We start from the raw sequence: 20,183 nt of genomic DNA, 5'->3' as shown, positions 1-20,183 counted from the left end.
CTGCGGGGTTTTCCTTTTAGCAACAAATGTCCCTTAGACGCAAAAGCGGCCCTGCATCTCTACCTCGAGAGACGCAGGGCCGCTTAACAAGTGCACTAAACGCAGCGGGCTCGATTAACGGCGTGCTGCTTTCACAAGCTCAGCGACCTTGGCGACAATCTCATCGATCGCCACATCCTCGCGCTCGCCCGTGGCACGATCCTTGAGCTCGACGGTGCCGTTCTTAAGGCCGCGCTTGCCGAGCACCACCTGATAAGGGAAGCCCATAAGGTCGTTGTCGGCAAACTTAAAGCCGGGACGCTCGTCACGGTCGTCTACGACAACCTCGATACCCTCGGCGCACAGACCCTCGACGATTTGATCGCAAACAGAAGCGCACTCCTCCTTCTTGGGGTCGAGCGGAATCACCGTAACCTCGTACGGGGCAACGGAGACCGGCCAAACGATACCGTGCTCGTCGTTGTGCTGCTCCACGACGGCAGCGAGCGAGCGGGACACGCCCACGCCGTAGCAACCCATGATAAGCGGCTTCTCCTTGCCGTCCTCGTCCATAAAGGTGGCACCCATGGCCTCGGAGTACTTGGTGCCCAGCTGGAAGACCTGGGAAACCTCGATGCCGCGAGCAGCGGAGAGCGGCTTGCCGCAGTGCGGGCAAGGGTCGCCGGCAACGACGGTAACCAGGTCGGCCCACTCGTCGACGGTAAAGTCGCGCTCGGGGCAGGCACCGGTAAAGTGATAGTCGACTTCGTTGGCACCGCAGGCCCACTGCTTGGACTCGCGCAGGCTCTCGTCGCAGACCAGACGAATGCCCTCGGGCAGGTTAACCGGTCCGATAAAGCCCTTATGCAGACCGTAGGTCTGGAGCTCCTCGTCGGTCATCATGCGATAGCCCTTGCCAAAGACATGCTCGGCCTTGCAGTCGTTGAGCTCATGATCGCCCGGAACGATGGCCACAACCGGCTTGCCCTCGGCGTCGATGAGAGCCAGCGACTTGCGCGTACCGTTCTCGGGGAAGCCGAAGAACTTGGCGACGGCCTCGATGGTGCCCATACCCGGAGTCTCGACCTTGGTGAGTGTGCCGTCGCCGGGGCCCTCGGTCACAACGACCTTGGTGCTTGCCGCCTCGTCATCGGCAGCAAAGCCACAATCGTCGCAGTAGACCAGTGAAGCCTCGCCGGCATCTGCCAGCGCCATGAACTCGACGGAGGTGTCGCCACCGATCTCGCCGGAATCGGCGACGACGGGCAGGGCCTTGATGTAGCAGCGCTCGCAGATATTGGCGTAGGCCTGCTTCATCTTGTCGTACTCCTCCTGCAGGCTCTCCTGCGTGGCAGAAAAGCTGTAGGCGTCTTTCATGATGAACTCGCGACCGCGCATCAGGCCAAAGCGGGGACGGAACTCGTCGCGGAACTTGTCCTGGATGTGATAGAGATTCACCGGCAGTTGCTTGTATGAACGCAGCTCGTTGCGCACCAGGGCAGTCACGGTCTCCTCGTGCGTGGGGCCGAGCACGAACTCGCGGCCGTGGCGGTCATCAAAGCGCACGAGCTCCTTGCCATAGGCATCGATACGGCCGGACTCACGCCACAGCTCGGCATCGACCATGATGGGCATCATGAGCTCCTGAGCGCCGGCGGCGTCCATCTCGTCGCGCACGATGTTCTCAATCTTGCGAATCGAGCGCCACGCGAGCGGCAGATAGGAATAGAGACCGGCAGCCTCCTTGCGGATCATACCGGCACGGAGCAGCAGGCGATGGCTCGCAAGCTCAGCGTCGGCTGGATCCTCTTTGAGCGTCGGAGCATACAGCTTAGACATATACATTGCTCGGGTCATTTATTTCTCCTCAATAAGCTTGTCGACCTCGGCCATAAGCGCGTCGACAATTTGGTCCTCCGCTACTTTACCAATGATCTGGCCGTGCGAAAAGAGCAGGCCCTGACCACGTCCGCAAGCAACGCCCAGGTCGGCATCAGAAGCCTCACCGGGGCCATTGACGGCGCATCCCATGACGGCAATCGAAAGCGGCGCGGCATAGTTCTTAAGCCGCTCGGTTACTTCCTCGGCGATTGCGATCAGGTTAACCTGACAGCGGGCGCACGTTGGGCACGAGACAATCTCGGGGCCGCGGCGACGCAGGCCCAGCGACTGCAAAACTCCCCAGGCGACCGGCGGCTCCTCAACCGGATCGGCCGTGAGCGAAACGCGCATGGTGTCACCGATTCCCTCGGACAGCAGGATGCCAAGGCCCACCGAGCTCTTGATGGTGCCCTGCAGCTTGGTACCCGCCTCGGTTACGCCCAGGTGGAGCGGAACGTGGGGAATCTCACGCGACAGGGCACGATAGGTGTCGAGCGTCGTTTGCACGCTATGGGCCTTGGCCGAAAGCACAATGTTCGTAAAGCCGCGGTCTTCAAAATGCTTGACGAAACGTTCGCTCGACATCACGAGCTTCTCGGGCTGCGTGAGGTCGTCGCGCTCAGCGATATCCTGCTCAAGCGAACCAGCATTGACGCCGATACGAATCGCACAGCCCGCGGCACCCGCAGCATCGATCACCGCGTCAACCTTGGCCCAATCGCCGATATTTCCGGGATTGATGCGCAGCTTGGCAGCACCGGCCTCAACGGCACCAATGGCGAGCTTATGGTTAAAGTGGATGTCGGCAACGATCGGCACCGGAGACTCGGCACAGATGGTGCGGAAACCCTCAAGCGCGGCCTCGGTGGGCACGCTCACGCGTACGATATCGCAGCCAGCCTGCGCCAACGCGCACACTTGCGCAAGCGTTGCCTGGGCATCAGCGGTATCGGTGCAGGTCATGGATTGGACCACCACCGGCGCGCCTCCACCGATCTGCACGCCGCCCACATGCACGGGGCGCGTCAACTCGCGAGGCAAAGGATGGGATAAAGACAATCCAAACACTCCCCTACAGAATAAATCGAAGGATGTCGGAACGAAGCATATAGACAAACAGCAGCGCAAAGAGCGCGATGCCCACATAGCTCACAATCGTCTGGACCTTGAGCGGAAGCTCGCGGCCCGCAATCTTTTGAATGATCTCGATGACCAACTTGCCGCCATCGAGTGGCGGGATGGGCAGCAGGTTCATAAAGCCAAGCGAGAACGAAATGAGGGCGGCAAACGAAAGGAACGTGGCAGGGCCGGCAGCAGCAGCTTGCGAGGACATAACGCTAATACCCACGATCGAAGAGGACTGATCGAGAATCTCCATCGTATGCTGAGGCTGGAGCAGGCGCATCACGCCCTTCGCTGTCTGCACGACATAGGAGAACGACAGGCGAGCCGACGTGATGGGGTCTAAACGGACCACCTGCGTAGAGACATACACACCTAGGCGTTCGTCCTCTTTGAGCGCAACCGTGGTCGAATGCTTCTTGCCGTCACGCTCGTACTCAATGGCGATATCGTCCTTACCGGCAGCCTTGCCAATGGCATCGTAAACGTCCATCCAGGTAGAGCACGATACTCCGTCGACCGAAAGAATCGCGTCGCCATCCTCGATTCCCGCCGCGGAGGCAATCGAGCCTTCATCAACCTGGCCGATCACATTGGTGTCCACCGGCACCGTGACACCCGCGATGGAATAGATGCTCATAAGGAGCAAAAAGCCCGTCAGGATATTGACGATAATGCCCGCAAGCAGCATAAAGGCACGCTTGACAAAGACCTGACCCAAATAGGTGTGCGAGCGCTCGCGTGCAAGGAATTCGGCCTCGCCGCACGGCAGTTCCCATACATCGCCCTCGGCAGTCGCGTGCTCGCGATCGAACCGACGGCCGTCAAAGGTGGTATAACCCGCCGCATCACGCGGCAGGGTCTGGTACTTGGTGGGATAGTAACCAGGCGAAGGCTTTTCTCCTTCTTCATACCAAGGAGCTATGGAGCCCCAACCCAGCAGCAAAGCACAGGCCTCGAGCACATCCTCCTCGGACAGCTCAAGCTCGACGGCAAGATCGACCACCGTCACACGGCCGTGGCGATAGATGGCGGCAAGCACGCGATCGGCATACGAGACATCGGTCGGATCCATGCCACAGATGGCAGCATACCCACCCAGCAACAGCGGGGTCACGCCAAACTTGGTGCCAATCCGACGAGACGTATGGTGAATATCAAAGCGACACGGCAGGCCCAAAAAGAACTCAGTCACCCGGACGCCGCAGGCACGCGCCGCCAAAAAGTGGCCGCCCTCGTGCAAAAACACGAGGACGGAAAGCATCAGCAGGCCCCAAAAGACCGATGAGAGAACGCTCAGAACAGTTTCCATAAAACGAAAAAGCAATCCTTATGGGTTAAGAACGGGTTGCGACGAGCACTTGCGCGGCCTTTTCACGCGCCCACGCATCGATACCGCGAAGCTGTTCAAACGAATCGACCGTCTGCGCATCATGCGCATCCATACAGGATTCCACAATGCGATCGATATCGGTAAAACTGCAGCCATCATGCAGGAAGGCATCGACGGCGACCTCGTTGGCGGCATTGAGCACGCACGGCATGGTGCCGCCCGTCTTGCCCGCACGCTCGGCCAGCGCCAGGCAGCGGAACGTATCCATGTCGGCCGCAGCAAAGGTAAGCTGACCCAACTCGCGGAAATCGATGCGCGGAGCCGGAGTATCCCAGCGCTCGGGATACGAGAAGGCAAACTGGATGGGAATGCGCATGTCAGATGCCCCGAGATGCGCCATCACGGAGCCGTCGGCAAACTCGACCATCGAATGAATCTTTGACTGGCGCTGAACGACCACGTTGATAAAGTCGAGGTCGCAACCGAAGAGGTGCATCGCCTCGATACGCTCCAGGCCCTTGTTCATGAGGGTAGCGGAGTCAATCGTGATCTTGGCACCCATAGCCCACGTAGGGTGCGCCAGGGCATCGGCGCGCGTCACACGGTCGAGCTCCTCGCGCGAACGGCCAAAGAACGGACCGCCCGAACAGGTAAGCCAAATACAATGGGCCTCGCGCGGATTCTCACCCAGATAGCATTGGTAAATTGCAGAGTGCTCGGAATCGACCGGGATAAGCTGACCGGGCTGGGCCAACGGCATCAGCAGGTCACCGCCAACAACGAGCGACTCCTTATTGGCAAGGGCAAGGCGCTTATTCGAGGTCAAGGCCGCGTGGCTCGCCCCGAGACCAGCCGCGCCAACAATGGCAACGAGCACGCAATCGACATCATCACGGCACGCGAGATCACAGACCGCCTGTGCACCAACGCCGACGTTCGTGCCCTGAGGCAGCTCCTGCAGCACGGCATCAGACCCGTGAGCGGTATCTGCGATGGCAACAGCCGGAACCGAGAACTCGCGGGCAGCGGCAACGAGCTCGGAGGTGCTGGAATTAACGGAAAGCGCCGTCACCTGCAGACGATCGGCATGCTGACGGCAAACATCGAGCGCCTGAGTGCCGATAGAGCCCGTACAGCCCAGGATGGCAACACGGAGACGTCCATCGGAGCCATAGGTCGTCTGGAAGGACATTACAGCACGCCTCCGATCATCAGCATCAGCTGCGCGGTGATGCAGCCGAAGATAAGCGAGTCGCTACGATCGAGCATGCCGCCGTGGCCCGGGATAAGGTTACCGGAATCCTTGACGCCCACACCGCGCTTGATGCGCGACTCGATAAGGTCGCCGATAACGCCCAGGATGGACACAACCACGCCACAAAGCAGCGCATAGGGCAAGCTCAGCTTATAGAGATGCGTCACCCACAAAATGAGCCAGATGAGAACCGAGCCCAAGATGCCACCAACAAAGCCCTCCCAGCTCTTGTTGGGAGAGATCTTGGGAACCATCTTGTGTTTGCCGATACGGCTGCCCACGATGTAGGCAAACGAATCGGAGACCCAAAGGGACGCGCAAACACCCACTGAAAGCAGGGCGCCGGCAAAACCGGGCACGGCATCGCGCAGCAGCACAATAGCCGACAGCATAAAGCCTGTGTAGATGGGACCCATGAGCGTCACGGCCACATCAGAGATGCGGGTACGCGGCGACCAAACATACCAAATGCCCACCGCGAGCATCAGTGCAAAAAGCAGGGCGTTCAGCAAAAGCGAATCGCCAAGCGCCGATAACGGAAAGAGCACGGCGGCAATAATGCCCAGATGCTCGTTGGCGACCTTGCCATCGAGCCTCGTCATACGGAAAAACTCAAAGCAGCAAAGCCCGCTCATGACAGAGACAAAAATGGCGGTGGGCACGATACCCAAAACCAGGCACAGGATAAAGACGACGGCGTAGACGATACCGGCGGCGGCACGGGTAATAAAGCCCGCAAGCCACGAACCGGTGCCGCTCTTCGCTGCAGGCGCTCCCGCAGTGGCAGCTTTGCGCGCAGGCGTCTTGGGAGCAGATGCCTTGGGACGATCGGACACGATTAAGCCTCCTCGGTCTTGCTCAGTCCACCAAACCTACGGTCACGGCCCTGATAGGCCAAAATGGCGTCAACAAGGCCCCAACGATCAAAGTCAGGCCAATAGGTATCGGTGACATAGAACTCGGAATAAGCCACCTGCCACAGCAGATAGTTCGAAAGGCGAAGCTCACCAGAGGTGCGAATGACCAGCTCGGGATCGGGAAGACCGGCGGTGTACAGGTGCGAAGCAACCATATCATCGTCGATAGCAGCAGGGTCGATCTTGCCGGCGGCGGCATCGAGCGCAAGCTGACGGGCGGCACGGGTAATCTCGGCACGAGCGCCGTAATTGACGGCGAGCGCCAGCGTCATACCGGTGTGATCGGCGCACTCGGCAAGACCGCATTCAAAAACGTCGCGGGTCTTCTTGGGCAGCGCGGAAATATCACCCAAAAAGATAACACGGACGTTTTCGCGCTTCAGAAGCGGCAGCTCATCGATAAACGTCTTGGCAAACAGATGCATCAAGACGTTAACCTCATGCTGCGGGCGGTTCCAGTTTTCGGTTGAAAACGCATAGGCGGAAAGCACGTCGACACCCAGACGCACGCAGGCAGTAATGATCTCGCGAAGGGAGACGATACCCGCCTTGTGACCCTCGGTACGGGCAAGACCTCGCGCCGTAGCCCAGCGACCGTTACCGTCCATGATGCACGAGATATGGCGCGGAATGTTATTGAGGTCAAGGTCGGAAAAACCGACGCCCGCAGGGGCGTCGGCAAAGTACTCGACCAGTTTGTTCTCATCGTATTGCACCTTAGATCTCCATGACCTCGGCTTCTTTTTCCTTCAGAAGCTCCTCGACCTTGGCGACATACTCGTCGGTATGCTTCTGCACCTTGGCCTGCTCACGGCGGACGTCGTCCTCGGTGAGCTCCTCATCGCGCTCGAGCTTGTTGTTAAAGTCGCGACGGATGTTACGGATAGACACCTTGGCCTGCTCGGCGTACTCGCGGCACTCCTTGACGAGCTCGCGACGGCGCTCCTCGGTGGGAGCCGGGAACGGAAGACGAACAACGGTGCCATCGGAGTTGGGGGTAATACCCAGATCGGAAGCGCCGATGGCCTTGACGATGGCGTTGATAAGCGCCTTATCCCACGGCTCGATGAGCAGCATGTGGGCCTCGGGGGTCTTTACGGCGGCAACCTGCGTGACCGGCGTGGGAACACCGTAATAATCGACGGTGATGTCGGACAGAATGTTAGCGTTGGCTCGGCCGGTACGGACCTTGGAGAAGTTATGCTTGAGGGACTCGAGCGACTTGTCCATGTGGGCGGTGATGTTCTCTGCCATGCTTAATCCTCCTGATAGACGAGCGTGCCGACGGGCTCACCCGAAAGCGCGCGCTTGACGTTGTCCTCGCCATCGATGTTGAGGACCAAAATGGGCATACGGCTATCCTGGCACAGGGCCGTAGCCGTGGAATCCATAACCTGCAGGCCGCGGACGAGCACCTCGTGATAGGTGATCTTGTCAAAGCGGACGGCATCGGCGCACTTGACGGGATCCTTGTCGTAGATACCGTCGACCTTGGTGGCCTTAATCAGAATCTCCGCACCGATCTCGCAGGCGCGAAGGGCCGCGGCGGTGTCAGTCGTAAAGTACGGATTGCCCGAGCCGGCTGCGAAGATAACGACATTGCCCTTGGACAGGTGATTGATGGCGCGACGACGAATATAGGGCTCGCAAATCTCGTTCATCTGGATGGCACTCATAACGCGGCAAGGAACATCGTTATGCTCGAAGGCATCCTGCAGGGCGAGCGCGTTCATAACGGTTGCAAGCATGCCCATGTAATCGGCCTGAGCACGCTCCATACCGCCGGCAGCTCCAGCCATGCCGCGGAAAATATTGCCGCCGCCGACAACGATGCCGACCTCATGGCCAACGGCGAGCAGCTCCTTGACCTGCTTGGCAAGATGGTCGGTAATCTTGGGGTCGATGCCATAGTGGCCATCGCCCATCAGTGCTTCGCCGGAAAGCTTCAGAAGCACGCGTTTATATCGGATGTCGGACAAAGCGATCCTCCTTTAATTTGACTCTCAATATGATAGCAAAGGCTCTGCTTGGAGCCATGAAAAAGCAGGCTGTGAGTAAAACCCACAGCCTGCTCATTACCAGCTACAAGAGCTTATTTACTCGCCACGGACCAGACGGTCGAAGGCAACGACGGTAATGGTATCGCCGAGCTCCTTGGAGACCTGCTCAGCGTACTTCTTGATGGTGAGGGAGCTGTCCTTGATGAACTCCTGCTCGGTGAGCACGGACTGCTTGTAGAACTTCTCCAGACGGCCAACAGCCATCTTCTCCTGGATGGCCTCGGGCTTGCCGGACTCGGCAGCCTGAGCCATGTAAATCTGCTTCTCATGCTCGACGGTCTCGGCCGGAACCTGATCGCGGGTAGCGCAGATCGGAGCGACAGCGGCAACCTGAAGGGCAACGTCGTGGGCAAAGGTCTTGAAGGACTCAGCCTGAGCGGTCTCAGCCTTCTCGAAAGCAAACTCGACGAGGACGCCGATCTTACCACCCATGTGGATGTAAGAAGCGAGAGCGCCGTTCTCGACCTTGCGGGCGGCGAAGCGGGAGATCTTCATGTTCTCGCCCATGATGTGAATCATCTCGGTGAGCTCGGAGGAAACGGTCTCCTCGCCCATCGGCTTCTCGAGCAGAGCGTCGACATCGGCCGGCTCGGTGGTGGCGACAACCTCGGCGACCTTGGAAGCAAAGCCGGTGAACTTGGCGTTGGAGCCGACGAAGTCGGTCTCGCAGGAGAGCTCGAGCAGAGCGCCGGTCTTGCCATCCTCGGAGACGAACGCGGCGACAGCGCCCTCGTTGGTCTCGCGGCCAGCCTTCTTGGCAGCCTTAGCGAGGCCGTTCTTACGCAGAACGTCAACAGCGGCGTCCATGTCACCGTCAGCCTCGACGAGAGCCTTCTTGCACTCCATCATCGGGGAGTCGGTCATCTCGCGGAGCTGCTTGACCATAGCGGCGGTAATCTGGGCCATTGTGGTTCCTTTCAAAGAGATGAAAAAGACTTAAATAGGACTGATTTACTCGGCCTTGGGCTCAGCGGCCATCTCGGCCTCGGAGACCTGCTCCTTGCCGGAGCCAGCGAGGCAAGCGTCGGCCATGAGCTCGCACATAAGGGTGACAGCGGAGATGGCGTCATCGTTGCAGGGGATGCCGTACTCGACCTCGTCGGGATCGGAGTTGGTATCGATCAGAGCGACGACGGGGATGTTCAGGCGCTGGGCCTCCTTGATGGCGTTCTCCTCGCGCTTAGTGTCGATGACGAAGAGAGCCTGGGGCAGACCCTTCATGTCGCGGGCGCCACCGAGGTTGGTCTGGAGCTTAGCGAGCTCCTTACCCAGAACAGCCTGCTCCTTCTTGGGAAGAACAGCCATGCGGCCGTCCTCGACCATGGCCTCGAGCTCCTCCATGCGGTTGATGCGGGAGCGGATGGTGACGAAGTTGGTCAGCATGCCGCCGAGCCAACGCTGGTTGATGTAAGGCATGTTGGCGCGCTCAGCGGCGTTCTTGACGGCCTCCTGAGCCTGCTTCTTGGTGCCAACGAACAGCACGTTGCCACCCTTGGCAACGTTCTTGACGAAGGTGTAAGCCTGGTCGGCGTCAAGAATGGTCTGCTTGAGGTCGAGGATGTAGATGCCGTTGCGCTCACCGAAGATGAACGGCTTCATCTTGGGGTTCCAGCGACGGGTCTGGTGACCGAAGTGGCAGCCGGCCTCGAGCAGGGTGCGGATATTAATCTTGGTAGCCATGTTAAACCTCCTGTGGTTTGCCTCCGCGCGGGGTCATCCTCCAAAACCAACCCGGACATGTGCTACCAAAGCCCGGGCACCACGGTATGAAGTAGCCGCGCGTGCGTGATAAAAACCTGTTGCCGTGAAGCAACCCGATGAATGATAGCAGGATTACATCTTTCTGCCAACCCGAAATCAAAACCACACACACGGACGCGCGATCGATCGGATAGAACCCCTCTCCTGCCTTATTCGCCGCGCGGAAGGGCTTGGGTAACGGCGCGTTTGAGCCGATCGGGCGTGAGATGCGTATAAATCTGCGTGGTGGACAAGCTTGCATGCCCCAGCAACTCCTGGACAGAGCGCAAGTCCGCTCCGCCCTCGAGCAAATCGGTCGCAAAAGTATGGCGCATCGCATGCGGGGCGATATCGGAAGGGATACCCGCAAGCGTCGCCAACATATGAAACCGTCGCCTAAGCATGGCGGCGCTCATACGGTTGCCGCGTGCCGAGATAAACAGCGGATGCACACCGTTCGTACCGTCGCCACGCTTTGTCTGAGCAAGAAGCTCCGGTCTTCCTTCCTCAATATAGCGGTGGGTCACATCGAGAGCACGCCGATACAGGGGCACGATACGCTCCTTGCTCCCCTTACCCCAAAGCCGCAGCGTTCGCTCGGACCAAGCAATGGACTCAACATTGAGTGCCGCAAGCTCGGAGATGCGAGCCCCAGATGCATAGAGCAATTCGAGCATCGCCGCATCGCGCAGTCCCGCAGGCGTTGAAACGTCTGGCGCCTCAAGCAGTGCCTTAACCTGCTGGGTGGTCAGCACTCCGGGCAAATCGCGTGGAAGCTTGGGCGAGGCAATCGCAGAGACAGCGTCTCCATCGATAAGACCCTCGGCAGCCATCCATCGATAGAACGAACGAATGGCAGACAGGTGCGCCGCAATCGTCCTGGGCGCCACCTGCTCGCGCGACAGCTCCGCCAGATACATACGAACGGTACGTATGTCCGCCGTGCGTGCATCGATATCCCCACGCTCGCACCAAGCGGCAAAACGCTCCAGACGAGAGCCGTAAGCGATAACAGTGTTAGAAGAAAGCCCCTCGACGCGTGCAATATAGGCTATGAACGAGTCGACGGCACCGTACAGGTCAAAGGCTATGGCCGGTCGCCCCCAAACAGGTCGGAGCGCGATTCCAGATAGAAATCCAGGGCCTTAAGGGCGCGATCCGCATAGGCCTGATAGCGCTCACGTTTGCTGCGGCGTTTACCGTCCTCGAGGGGAGGTACCAGGCCAAAATTAACATGCATGGGCTGATATCCGACCGTAGCAGGATCGGTCGCATAGCCCACGAGCGCGCCGAGAGCGCCCACGCGCGGCAGCTCGACAGGAGCAACCTCGATAGCCTCGGCATAGGTATTGAGCGCAGCGAGGAGACCCGTCGCGACCGCTTCCATGTAACCCTCCGTACCGGTAATCTGTCCGGCAAGGCGCACGCCCGTGCCGGGCACGGCGAAGGTCCCATCGAGCACATGGGGCGCATCGACAAAGGTATTGCGATGCATGACGCCGTAGCGGAAAAACTCGGCATTCTCCAGACCGGGAACCATATGAAAAACGCGCTTCTGCTCGCCGAAGGTCAGGTTGGTCTGAAAACCAACCAGGTTATAGGCGGTCTTCTCCTTGTTCTCGGCGCGCAGCTGAATCGCCGCCCAGGGACGGCGACCGGTGCGCGGGTCGGTGAGCCCGACGGGCTTCATAGCGCCAAAGCGGATGGCATCCTTGCCCGTGCGCGCAACCTCCTCGGCTGGCTGACAGGCCTGGAAGAGGTCCCCGCCCTCAAAGTCCTTGAGCACCACGCGATCGGCCGTGGTAAGCGCCTCGATAAAGGCCTCGTACTCCTCCTTGTTGAGCGGGGCATTGAGATAGTCGCCACTCCCCTGCTCCTCGTAGCGCGACTGCGAGAACAGCACATCCATATCGAGCGTCGAGGCATCGACAATCGGGGCCGCGGCGTCAAAGAACGCCAGGGAATCACCACCGACGAGCTTCATGACCTCCCCGCTCAACGCCGGCGAGCACAAGGGACCCGCGGCGATAACCACATGGCCCTCGGGAATCTGGGTGACCTCGCCGTGAACGACCTCGATATTGGGACGGGCGGCAACCTCGGCCTCAACGAGCTCGGAGAATTTAACACGGTCGACCGCCAAGGCGCCACCAGCGGGAACGGCAGCGCGATGAGCGCAGTCGAGCAGCACCGAACCCATACGCTCGAGCTCGGCCTTCAACAGGCCGGCGGCGGAATCGGGTCGGGTCGACTTAAACGAATTGGAGCAGACGAGCTCCGCCAAGTGATCGGTATGGTGGGCAGGAGAGGTCACCAGCGGCCGCATCTCGCACAGCTTTACGGCAAACCCGCGATCTGCCAGCTGCATCGCGCATTCCGATCCCGCCAGACCGCCACCGATAACCGTCACTTGATCAAACAGCATCTGCAAACACCTTTCTAATTGACACGCTTTCCATTGTGACCGAAGGGCGTCTGAGCGTGAAGCGCAAACTTTGAGGGCGCATACCTTCCATCCATCATGCGCTCGATGAGTCCCTCGAGCTCGAGTGAGCCCAGGAGTTTGAGCACGCCGACGGCATCGAGGGAGACGAGCGCGGCAATGTCATCGACCTTGAGCGGCGAGGCAATGAGCGCGTGCATCACGGCTTGCTGCGTGGGGTCCAGATCGGCGATACCGGGCGCATCGGGACGCGAATAGCGCAGGGTGCCGTAAATTCGCGAGATGGCCATCTCAATAGACTCCTCGTCAACAATGCAGCAGGCCCCGTTGGCGATGAGGTAGTTGGTCCCACGCGACTCTGGTGACAAAATGGAGCCCGGTACCGCGAGCAGTTCGCGCCCCAGGTCCATGGCGGCCTCCGCTGTCGAGAACGTGCCCGAGGGCATGCCGGCCTCCGACACGAACAGCGCCTGCGAAAGCGCGGCAATCACCCGGTTACGCCGCGGAAAGGCAAACTTGCGTGGTCCCATACCCCAAGGCGAGATGGACACCACCGCGCCGCCCGTATCGATCGTGCGCGCGATGAGCCCTGCACTCGAACGCGGGTAAACCACGTCGGCGCCCGTACCCAACACCACGACGTGCCTGCCACCAGCGTTGACCGCGGCCCAACCCGAGGCCTGGTCGCAGCCGACCGCACCGCCCGAGACCACCGTCACCCCCGCCTCGACCGCAACTTTCGCGGCCAGCTCTGCCACGGCAAGGCCGTACGGCGAGGCCTTGCGAGCGCCGATGATGGAGAGCGAGGGCGTCGACAGTGCGGCGGGGTCGCCACGCACATAAAGCGTCTGGGGGACATCAGAGAGCTCCAAAACGGTATCTGGATACAACGCATCACCGGGATGCAGCTCAAAAGTCTCCTCGGGCATTACTGGTCCCTCCTCCCCTGGTACATCGCCGCCTCGAGCACGTGGTCTTGGGTTACCCGCTCACTTTCGGCAACATCGGCAATCGTGCGCGCGATACGCACCAAGCGCACGATGCCGCGCCCTGTGAGATGTGTGCGCCTCGACAGGCCGAGCACGCACTTTTCCGCTGCCCCATCGAGTGCAAAGGTCGAAACGACGCCGTCGATGGAACGTGACTCATCGTCCTCGGCCTCGGCATCTGCATCGTCCATACGGGACTCGCGCCAGGCGCGAAATGCCCGACCCCGCACAACATAGTCACGTAGTTCAGCTGACGACATACCCTCGGCGCCCTCGATAATTACCTGCGGGTCAGGTCGGGTCACGTCAATCATAAGGTCAATACGATCGGCCAAGGGACCACGTAGCTTAGACCGATAGCGCTCAACCATCGAAGCCGAGCAGCGGCACGGTACCTCGCGATCGCCCAAAAAGCCGCAGGGACAGGGATTGCTCGCGGCAAGCAGCTGGAACCTCGAGGGAAACGTGAAAGCCCCATCGACGCGTACGATCTTGACGTAGCCGCGCTCTATGGGCTGGCGGAGTGTCTGCAGCACGCTGTTGGGAAACTCGGCAAGCTCGTCTAAAAAGAGCACGCCGCCGTGCGCTAGGCTAATCTCGCCCGGGTGCACCGGCCGTCCGCCGCCAATAAGGCCCGCAGTCGAAATGCTGTGGTGGGGGCTACGGAACGGCCGGTGTCCCGCCAGCAAACCATCGATGTTCTCGCCCAAGACCGAATGGATGCACAGCGCCTCTTGCTGATCCTCGAGAGAAAGCTCGGGCAAGATACCCGTCATGCGGCGTGCGAGCATGGTCTTGCCCGAACCCGGCGAGCCAATCATAAGCAGGCCGAGCTCCCCCGCCGCCGCGAGCGCAATGCCGCGCTTGGCAACCTCCTGCCCCAGCACATCGGCATAATCAAGTTCTGGCTCAAACGACGCCTCGACACCCTCGGAATCCAGATAATGCCGAGCCGCCTCGCCCATACCGCGGGCGAGCTGAGACAGATGGTCGATAAAGCCACAGTCCACACCGGCAAGCGGTACATGTTGATCCGATCTTCCTGCAATAAAGGACAGGCCCATATCACGCGCCAACAACTGAAACGCAACCTCGCCTTTTACGGGCAGCACGCTACCATCCAGCCCGAGCTCACCGGCAATAAGGCAATGGTCTAGATGGTCGCGGGGAATCTGCCCATCGGCCGCCAGTACCGCGACGGCAATCGGCAGGTCAAAACCACTGCCCGTTTTACGGATGTCGCCCGGAGCCAAGTTGACGGTAATGCCCGCCCGTGGAATCTCAAATCCCGCCGAGCGCATTGCGCAGCGTATGCGGCCACGCGACTCCATCACCTCCATACTTGGAATGCCAAGCATTTGGATACCCGGAATACCGCCGGCAAGCGAGACCTCGACCGTGACGGGAATCGCCTCGACGCCACGAATACATGCAGCGTGGACGGCAAAGGTGTCAAACGCCATCACGATACCTGCCAATCGAATGCGTTGTATTGATGCTCAATCTCCGCAATATGACCGCCGCGGATAGTAACGCCCACCGCGTCGAAGCGAATCGCCTTAAGGGGATAGTGATCCATAAGGTAACAACTCGCGATACGGCGGTAGCGACGCTGCTTCTGGGCGTCCACCGCCTCCTCGGGAAAGACCCGCGTGTTGCAATCTAGGGCGACGCGCCTTGTCTTGATCTCAGCCATCACCACGACATCATCAAGTTCATCAAGCAGTACCAGATCGGCCTCGCCCTCGGGACACCGGTAGCCCTGTTCCAAGAGGGCATAACCGCGCTCGCGAAAGTAATCGATTGCAATAAGCTCGCCCAGCATGCCCAGTTCTCGAGGACTGAGGCCCTTAATGAACCCAGGCGTAATCGACGCGCAATCAATCTCCCCGCTCTCCCAAAGCTCTTTGAGCTGTTGCGTCTTGCTCTTTGCACTTGCGGCGCACATGGGGTCTCCTTTCCCGCGCACGATATTGACCCGATCATGGGGCCGCCTTTCTTGCGGGTAGGTACCAAAAGAAAACCAAAGACCAACCAAAAACAAACAAAAAAGGGACCGCATGCAACAATTGCGTTGCATGCGGTCCCCACCAGCTGGTTTATAAAATCCCAGAAGTCCCTGTCTCCATATTTGCCTTAAAAAAGACGCTCCGTCTGCAAAAAATTTCCGCAGAAGCTCACACGATGCAACGGAGAAAGGCCATGTTTACGAATAGCCTCAATGTGCTCGGGGCTCGCATAGCCCTTTGACTCAGCAAGATGATATTCGGGATACTCGGCGTCGTACTCGACCATCATCTCGTCACGCGTGACCTTGGCCATAATGGAAGCAGCGGCGATGCAGGCGATTTTGGCATCTCCCTTCACCACATCGCGCTCGTTAGGGACGGCGCCCAAAGGGTTGCCGTCCATAAGCACGCAATCGGGCTCGAGCCCCGTATCGGCCACCGCGCCCGCGACGGCAGCGCGGATGGCGCGGGCCATGCCCATCTCATCGATATCCGCAGGAGCGATATGGCAAAAACCAATGGCCGTAGCCACCTCGGCAATCTGCACCGAGAGCAGCTCACGACGGGCAGGCGTGAGCTTTTTGGAATCGTTAATGCCCCAAACGCGCGGCTCCATGGGAAGGCAGACAGCGCAGACCGTCAGCGGGCCGGCGACAGAGCCGCGCCCCACCTCGTCAACACCAACGACCACGCCATCGCCGCCGAGCTCATGCATAAGCTCGTACATGCCGTTGACGCGCTCGCGCTCGGAAAGTTCCTTGGCATGGCGCTTAAGTGCGCGTTCGCAAGCCTTGATCACCTGCTGGCGCGGATCCTCGCGATAGTGCTCCACGAGGGCGGGAATCTCCTCGAACGTGGCACTCGCCAGCTCGCCGGCAACCTGCGATGCCGAAATCGAGCTCGTCATATTGGCCATACCAGGCCCTCCTTGCATGGAAATCAGATAAAAAGAAGGGCCACCCGAAGGTGACCCTTGTGTCCAAACGAGTGGACAGACGCTGCGATCTTCTTAGCGCTTCTCGGGGATGCGAGCAGCCTTGCCCACCTTGTCGCGGAGGTAGTACAGCTTGGCGCGACGGACGCGACCATGACGGACGACCTCGAGCTTGGCGATCTTGGGGCTGTGAAGCGGGAAGGTACGCTCAACACCGACACCGAAGGAAATCTTGCGGACGGTGAAGGTCTCACGGGCACCGGCGCCGGCCATGCGGATGACGTCACCCTGGAAAACCTGGATGCGCTCGCGGTCGCCTTCCTTAATGCGGTAGTGAACCTTGACGTTGTCGGCAACGCGGACCTGCGGGATGTCCTCGCGGATCTGCTGACGCTCGATTGCGCGGATGTAATCCATGTGCAATTCCTTACTCTTCTAGAGGTGCCGTACCACCTTGGCCGGCACGTAGTTGAACAAACGTATTCGAGTATACACGCGCGGGTTTCTGCTGCAAGAACAATTTTTTTCGCAGACAAAAAGACAAAACCCGCACATGATAACCGCCCGCCTCACAAATGAGACGGGCGGCATGAAGGGGGCTACGCTAGGGGTCTATACACTAAACGCTAGGCGGAACGCTTGGCATCGAGCTTGGCCTGGGCGGCAGCCAGTCGTGCGAGGGGCACGCGATAGGGCGAGCAGGACACGTAGTCCACATCGGCCACGTTGAACAGGCCCTTGATGGACTTGGGGTCGCCGCCGTGCTCGCCGCACACGCCAAAGTGCATATCGGGGTTGGCGGCGCGACCCTTCTCGACGGCCAAACGCACCAGCTCGAGCACCGCCGCGTCGATGGTCTCGAAGGGGTTATCCTTCAGGATCTTCTTGTGCATGTACAGCGGGATGAACTTGGCCTCGGCGTCGTCGCGCGAGAAGCCGAAGGTTGTCTGGGTGAGGTCGTTGGTGCCAAAGCAGAAGAAGTCGGCATGGTGGGCGATATCGTCGGCGACCATGCAGGCGCGCGGCAGCTCGAGCATCGTGCCCACGGGAATATTGAGCTCGACGCCCTCCTCGGCGGATACCTCGGCGATCACGCGATCGATGACCTCGCGGGTCTGGACATGCTCGGCTGTGATGGAAACGAGCGGGACCATGATCTCGGGGCGCGGGTCAACACCCTCCTTGATAAGGCGGGCAGCAGCCGTGGCGACGGCGCGAACCTGCATGAGCGGCAAATCGCCAAAGACAACGGACAGGCGCACACCGCGCAAGCCGAGCATCGGGTTGGACTCAACCATGCCGTCGATTCGACGCAGGCGGGCACGCAGGGTGGCAAGCTCTTCCTCGCTGGCGCCGGCGGCTTCCTTCTTGGTGATGGCGACCTCGAGCTCGCGAGGATTATCCAGGAACTCATGCAGCGGCGGATCGAGCAGGCGAACGACCACATCGCGACCGGACATGGTCTTAAACATCGCCAGAAAGTCCTCGGTCTGAACCTTGAGCAGGTCGGCCAGGGCCCGCTGCTTCACGGCCTCGTCGTCGGACAGGATAAAGCTCTGGATAATGTTCTTGCGATCGCCCAGGAACATGTGCTCGGTGCGGCACAGGCCGATGGCCTCGGCGCCAAACTCGAGTGCGAGCGCGGCATCCTCGGGGTTGTCGGCATTGACGCGCACGTGGTTGGCGTGACCGTCGGTCTCGTCCAGGCGAATCTCGTCTGCCCAGGACAGAATGGTGTCCAGATCGCCGGTGAGCTCGGCGGAGACCAGATCGACGGCGCCATCGACGACGATACCCTGAGTGCCGTCGATGGAGATGATGTCGCCCTCGTGAAGCACGCGGTCGCTGCCCTCGATGCGCACGACCTTCTCGGCGGCGTCAATATGGAAGCGCTCGACACCGCAGACGCAGGGGGTACCCATGCCACGGGCAATAACGGCGGCGTGGCTCGTCTTGCCGCCGTGGCTGGTAAGGATGCCCTCGGCAGCGACCATGCCCTTCAAGTCATCGGGGTTGGTCTCCCAGCGAACCAGAATGACCTTGTGGCCCTCGTTGGCGCGCGCGACGGCATCGTCGCTCGAGAACACGACCTCGCCTACGGCGGCGCCGGGGCTGGCGTTAAGGCCGCAGGCCAGGGCCTCGTACTTCTTGGAGGAGTCGAACTGCGGATGCAGAAGCTGGTCGAGCTGCGCCGGATCGATGCGACTCACGGCCTCCTCGCGGGTGATGAGGCCCTCCTCGACCATCTCGATGGCGATGCGCAGCGCGGCGGTAGCGGTACGCTTGCCCACGCGGGTCTGAAGCATCCACAGTTTACCCTGCTCGATGGTGAATTCGATATCGCACATATCGCGGTAATGATCCTCGAGCGTCAGGAAAACGCGCTCGAGCTCCTCGCCAGCGGACTCGAGGCCCGGGGTGGTCTTGAGGTCGGCGATGGGCTCAGTGTTGCGGATGCCGGCGACGACGTCCTCACCCTGGGCGTTAACCAAAAAGTCACCGTAGAACTCTTTGGTGCCATCGGCCGGATTGCGCGTAAAGGCGACGCCGGTCGCAGAAGTCTCGCCTTTGTTGCCAAAAGCCATGGCCTGGACGTTGACGGCAGTACCGAGCTCGTCGGAAATGCCATGCTGTTTGCGGTAGATGCAGGCGCGCTCGTTCATCCAGCTGCCAAAGACGGCCTGGATGGCAAGGCGCAGCTGGAGCTCCGGATCGTGCGGGAAGACGGGCTTGCCGTCGACAACCTCGAGCTCGGGATACAGGGCAGCCTCGACGTTCTCGGAGAAGATACCCTTGAAGGTCTCGACGAGCTCCTGCAGGTCCTCGGCCGAAAGCTCGGAATCGACGCGGACGCCGGCGACCAAGCGAGCCTGGGTCAGGGCGTTCTCAAACAAGTCGGCATCGACACCCATAACGACGTTGGAGAACATCTGGATAAAGCGGCGGTAGCTATCCCAGGCAAAACGCGGGTTTTGCGTCTGGGCAATGAGGCCCAGAACGGAGTCGTCGTTAAGGCCCAAGTTGAGGACCGTGTCCATCATGCCGGGCATGGAGAACGGAGCACCCGAGCGAACCGACACGAGCAGTGGGTCGGATGCGTCACCAAGCTTCTTGCCGCAGCGGGCCTCGAGATCGGCCTCGGCGGCAACAATCTCATCGAGTGCGCCTTCGGGCCACACGTTGCCGGCACCAGAGTACTCGACACAGGTTTGGCAGGTAATGGTAAAGCCACCGGGAACCGGCAGGCCGATGCGGCTCATCTCGGCAAGATTTGCACCCTTGCCGCCAAGCACGAAGTTCATGGACTTGTCGCCCTCAGTGACACAGGTGCCCTGGGCGTCGGTTCCAAAACGGTAAACCCTCTTGCAATCGCTCACGATACTCCCCTTCCATGCGCTGTCGCGCACGACCGTGGTAACGAATCGACCCGCCGGATGCGAGCCGTGAGGGTACTATACGGCGGGTATTGGAAGTGCTTGCGTAGAGGGTGCGAGGTTTGGTAAACGTGGTAAAACTGACGG

At 60.2% G+C, this 20,183-nt stretch carries 18 protein-coding genes; all 18 read right to left on the bottom strand.

Going from position 1 to position 20,183, the window contains the following annotated elements:
* Nucleotides 1-114: 114 nt before the first annotated feature.
* Nucleotides 115-1,824 (bottom strand): proline--tRNA ligase, encoded by a 1,710-nt coding sequence (locus tag ACQQ92_RS02210; RefSeq protein ID WP_427794825.1) that lies wholly within the window; start codon nucleotides 1,822-1,824, stop codon nucleotides 115-117.
* 12 nt (nucleotides 1,825-1,836) lie between these two features.
* Nucleotides 1,837-2,919 (bottom strand): flavodoxin-dependent (E)-4-hydroxy-3-methylbut-2-enyl-diphosphate synthase, encoded by a 1,083-nt coding sequence (gene ispG, locus ACQQ92_RS02205; RefSeq protein ID WP_427795670.1) that lies wholly within the window; start codon nucleotides 2,917-2,919, stop codon nucleotides 1,837-1,839.
* Between the two features lie 13 nt (nucleotides 2,920-2,932).
* The gene (locus ACQQ92_RS02200; RefSeq protein WP_427795669.1) at nucleotides 2,933-4,294 is read right to left on the bottom strand and encodes a M50 family metallopeptidase; all 1,362 of its coding nucleotides are present in this window, start codon (nucleotides 4,292-4,294) and stop codon (nucleotides 2,933-2,935) included.
* 25 nt (nucleotides 4,295-4,319) lie between these two features.
* Nucleotides 4,320-5,507, bottom strand: coding sequence for a 1-deoxy-D-xylulose-5-phosphate reductoisomerase (gene dxr / locus ACQQ92_RS02195; RefSeq protein WP_427795668.1), 1,188 nt, complete (start codon nucleotides 5,505-5,507; stop codon nucleotides 4,320-4,322).
* Nucleotides 5,507-6,406, bottom strand: a complete 900-nt coding sequence (locus ACQQ92_RS02190; RefSeq protein ID WP_427717552.1) for a phosphatidate cytidylyltransferase — start codon at nucleotides 6,404-6,406, stop codon at nucleotides 5,507-5,509. The genes dxr and ACQQ92_RS02190 overlap by 1 nt, the downstream gene beginning before the upstream one ends.
* A 2-nt stretch (nucleotides 6,407-6,408) precedes the next feature.
* Nucleotides 6,409-7,203, bottom strand: coding sequence for an isoprenyl transferase (locus ACQQ92_RS02185; RefSeq protein ID WP_427795667.1), 795 nt, complete (start codon nucleotides 7,201-7,203; stop codon nucleotides 6,409-6,411).
* Between the two features lies 1 nt (nucleotide 7,204).
* Nucleotides 7,205-7,741, bottom strand: coding sequence for a ribosome recycling factor (gene frr / locus ACQQ92_RS02180; protein WP_006236112.1), 537 nt, complete (start codon nucleotides 7,739-7,741; stop codon nucleotides 7,205-7,207).
* Between the two features lie 2 nt (nucleotides 7,742-7,743).
* The gene (gene pyrH, locus ACQQ92_RS02175) at nucleotides 7,744-8,466 is read right to left on the bottom strand and encodes a UMP kinase (RefSeq protein ID WP_427795666.1); all 723 of its coding nucleotides are present in this window, start codon (nucleotides 8,464-8,466) and stop codon (nucleotides 7,744-7,746) included.
* A gap of 117 nt (nucleotides 8,467-8,583) precedes the next feature.
* The gene (gene tsf, locus ACQQ92_RS02170) at nucleotides 8,584-9,453 is read right to left on the bottom strand and encodes a translation elongation factor Ts (protein ID WP_409064982.1); all 870 of its coding nucleotides are present in this window, start codon (nucleotides 9,451-9,453) and stop codon (nucleotides 8,584-8,586) included.
* Nucleotides 9,454-9,498: 45 nt separating this feature from the next.
* Nucleotides 9,499-10,227: a 30S ribosomal protein S2 gene (gene rpsB, locus ACQQ92_RS02165; protein WP_055285135.1), complete on the bottom strand. Its 729-nt coding sequence runs from the start codon at nucleotides 10,225-10,227 to the stop codon at nucleotides 9,499-9,501.
* Between the two features lie 230 nt (nucleotides 10,228-10,457).
* Nucleotides 10,458-11,366, bottom strand: a complete 909-nt coding sequence (locus ACQQ92_RS02160; RefSeq protein ID WP_427795698.1) for a tyrosine recombinase — start codon at nucleotides 11,364-11,366, stop codon at nucleotides 10,458-10,460.
* Nucleotides 11,367-11,374: 8 nt separating this feature from the next.
* A complete protein-coding gene (trmFO, locus tag ACQQ92_RS02155; RefSeq protein ID WP_427795665.1) occupies nucleotides 11,375-12,712 on the bottom strand; it encodes a methylenetetrahydrofolate--tRNA-(uracil(54)-C(5))-methyltransferase (FADH(2)-oxidizing) TrmFO in 1,338 nt (445 codons plus the stop codon).
* A gap of 14 nt (nucleotides 12,713-12,726) precedes the next feature.
* Nucleotides 12,727-13,659, bottom strand: coding sequence for a DNA-processing protein DprA (locus tag ACQQ92_RS02150; RefSeq protein WP_427793438.1), 933 nt, complete (start codon nucleotides 13,657-13,659; stop codon nucleotides 12,727-12,729).
* Nucleotides 13,659-15,182, bottom strand: coding sequence for a YifB family Mg chelatase-like AAA ATPase (locus tag ACQQ92_RS02145; protein ID WP_427793436.1), 1,524 nt, complete (start codon nucleotides 15,180-15,182; stop codon nucleotides 13,659-13,661). The genes ACQQ92_RS02150 and ACQQ92_RS02145 overlap by 1 nt, the downstream gene beginning before the upstream one ends.
* Nucleotides 15,182-15,667 (bottom strand): YraN family protein, encoded by a 486-nt coding sequence (locus tag ACQQ92_RS02140; protein ID WP_154516246.1) that lies wholly within the window; start codon nucleotides 15,665-15,667, stop codon nucleotides 15,182-15,184. Before ACQQ92_RS02140 ends, ACQQ92_RS02145 begins: the two co-directional genes overlap by 1 nt.
* A 188-nt stretch (nucleotides 15,668-15,855) precedes the next feature.
* A complete protein-coding gene (locus tag ACQQ92_RS02135; RefSeq protein WP_154516244.1) occupies nucleotides 15,856-16,644 on the bottom strand; it encodes a ribonuclease HII in 789 nt (262 codons plus the stop codon).
* 93 nt (nucleotides 16,645-16,737) lie between these two features.
* A complete protein-coding gene (gene rplS / locus ACQQ92_RS02130; protein ID WP_117583231.1) occupies nucleotides 16,738-17,079 on the bottom strand; it encodes a 50S ribosomal protein L19 in 342 nt (113 codons plus the stop codon).
* Between the two features lie 209 nt (nucleotides 17,080-17,288).
* A complete protein-coding gene (gene ppdK, locus ACQQ92_RS02125; RefSeq protein ID WP_427795664.1) occupies nucleotides 17,289-20,039 on the bottom strand; it encodes a pyruvate, phosphate dikinase in 2,751 nt (916 codons plus the stop codon).
* Nucleotides 20,040-20,183: the final 144 nt, after the last annotated feature.

Origin of the sequence: Collinsella sp. SGI.241 (assembly GCF_050312955.1) — a bacterium.
Taxonomy (GTDB): domain Bacteria; phylum Actinomycetota; class Coriobacteriia; order Coriobacteriales; family Coriobacteriaceae; genus Collinsella.
Note: the sequence above shows the minus strand (reverse complement) of the source record. Positions and strands in the feature narration are given on the sequence as shown.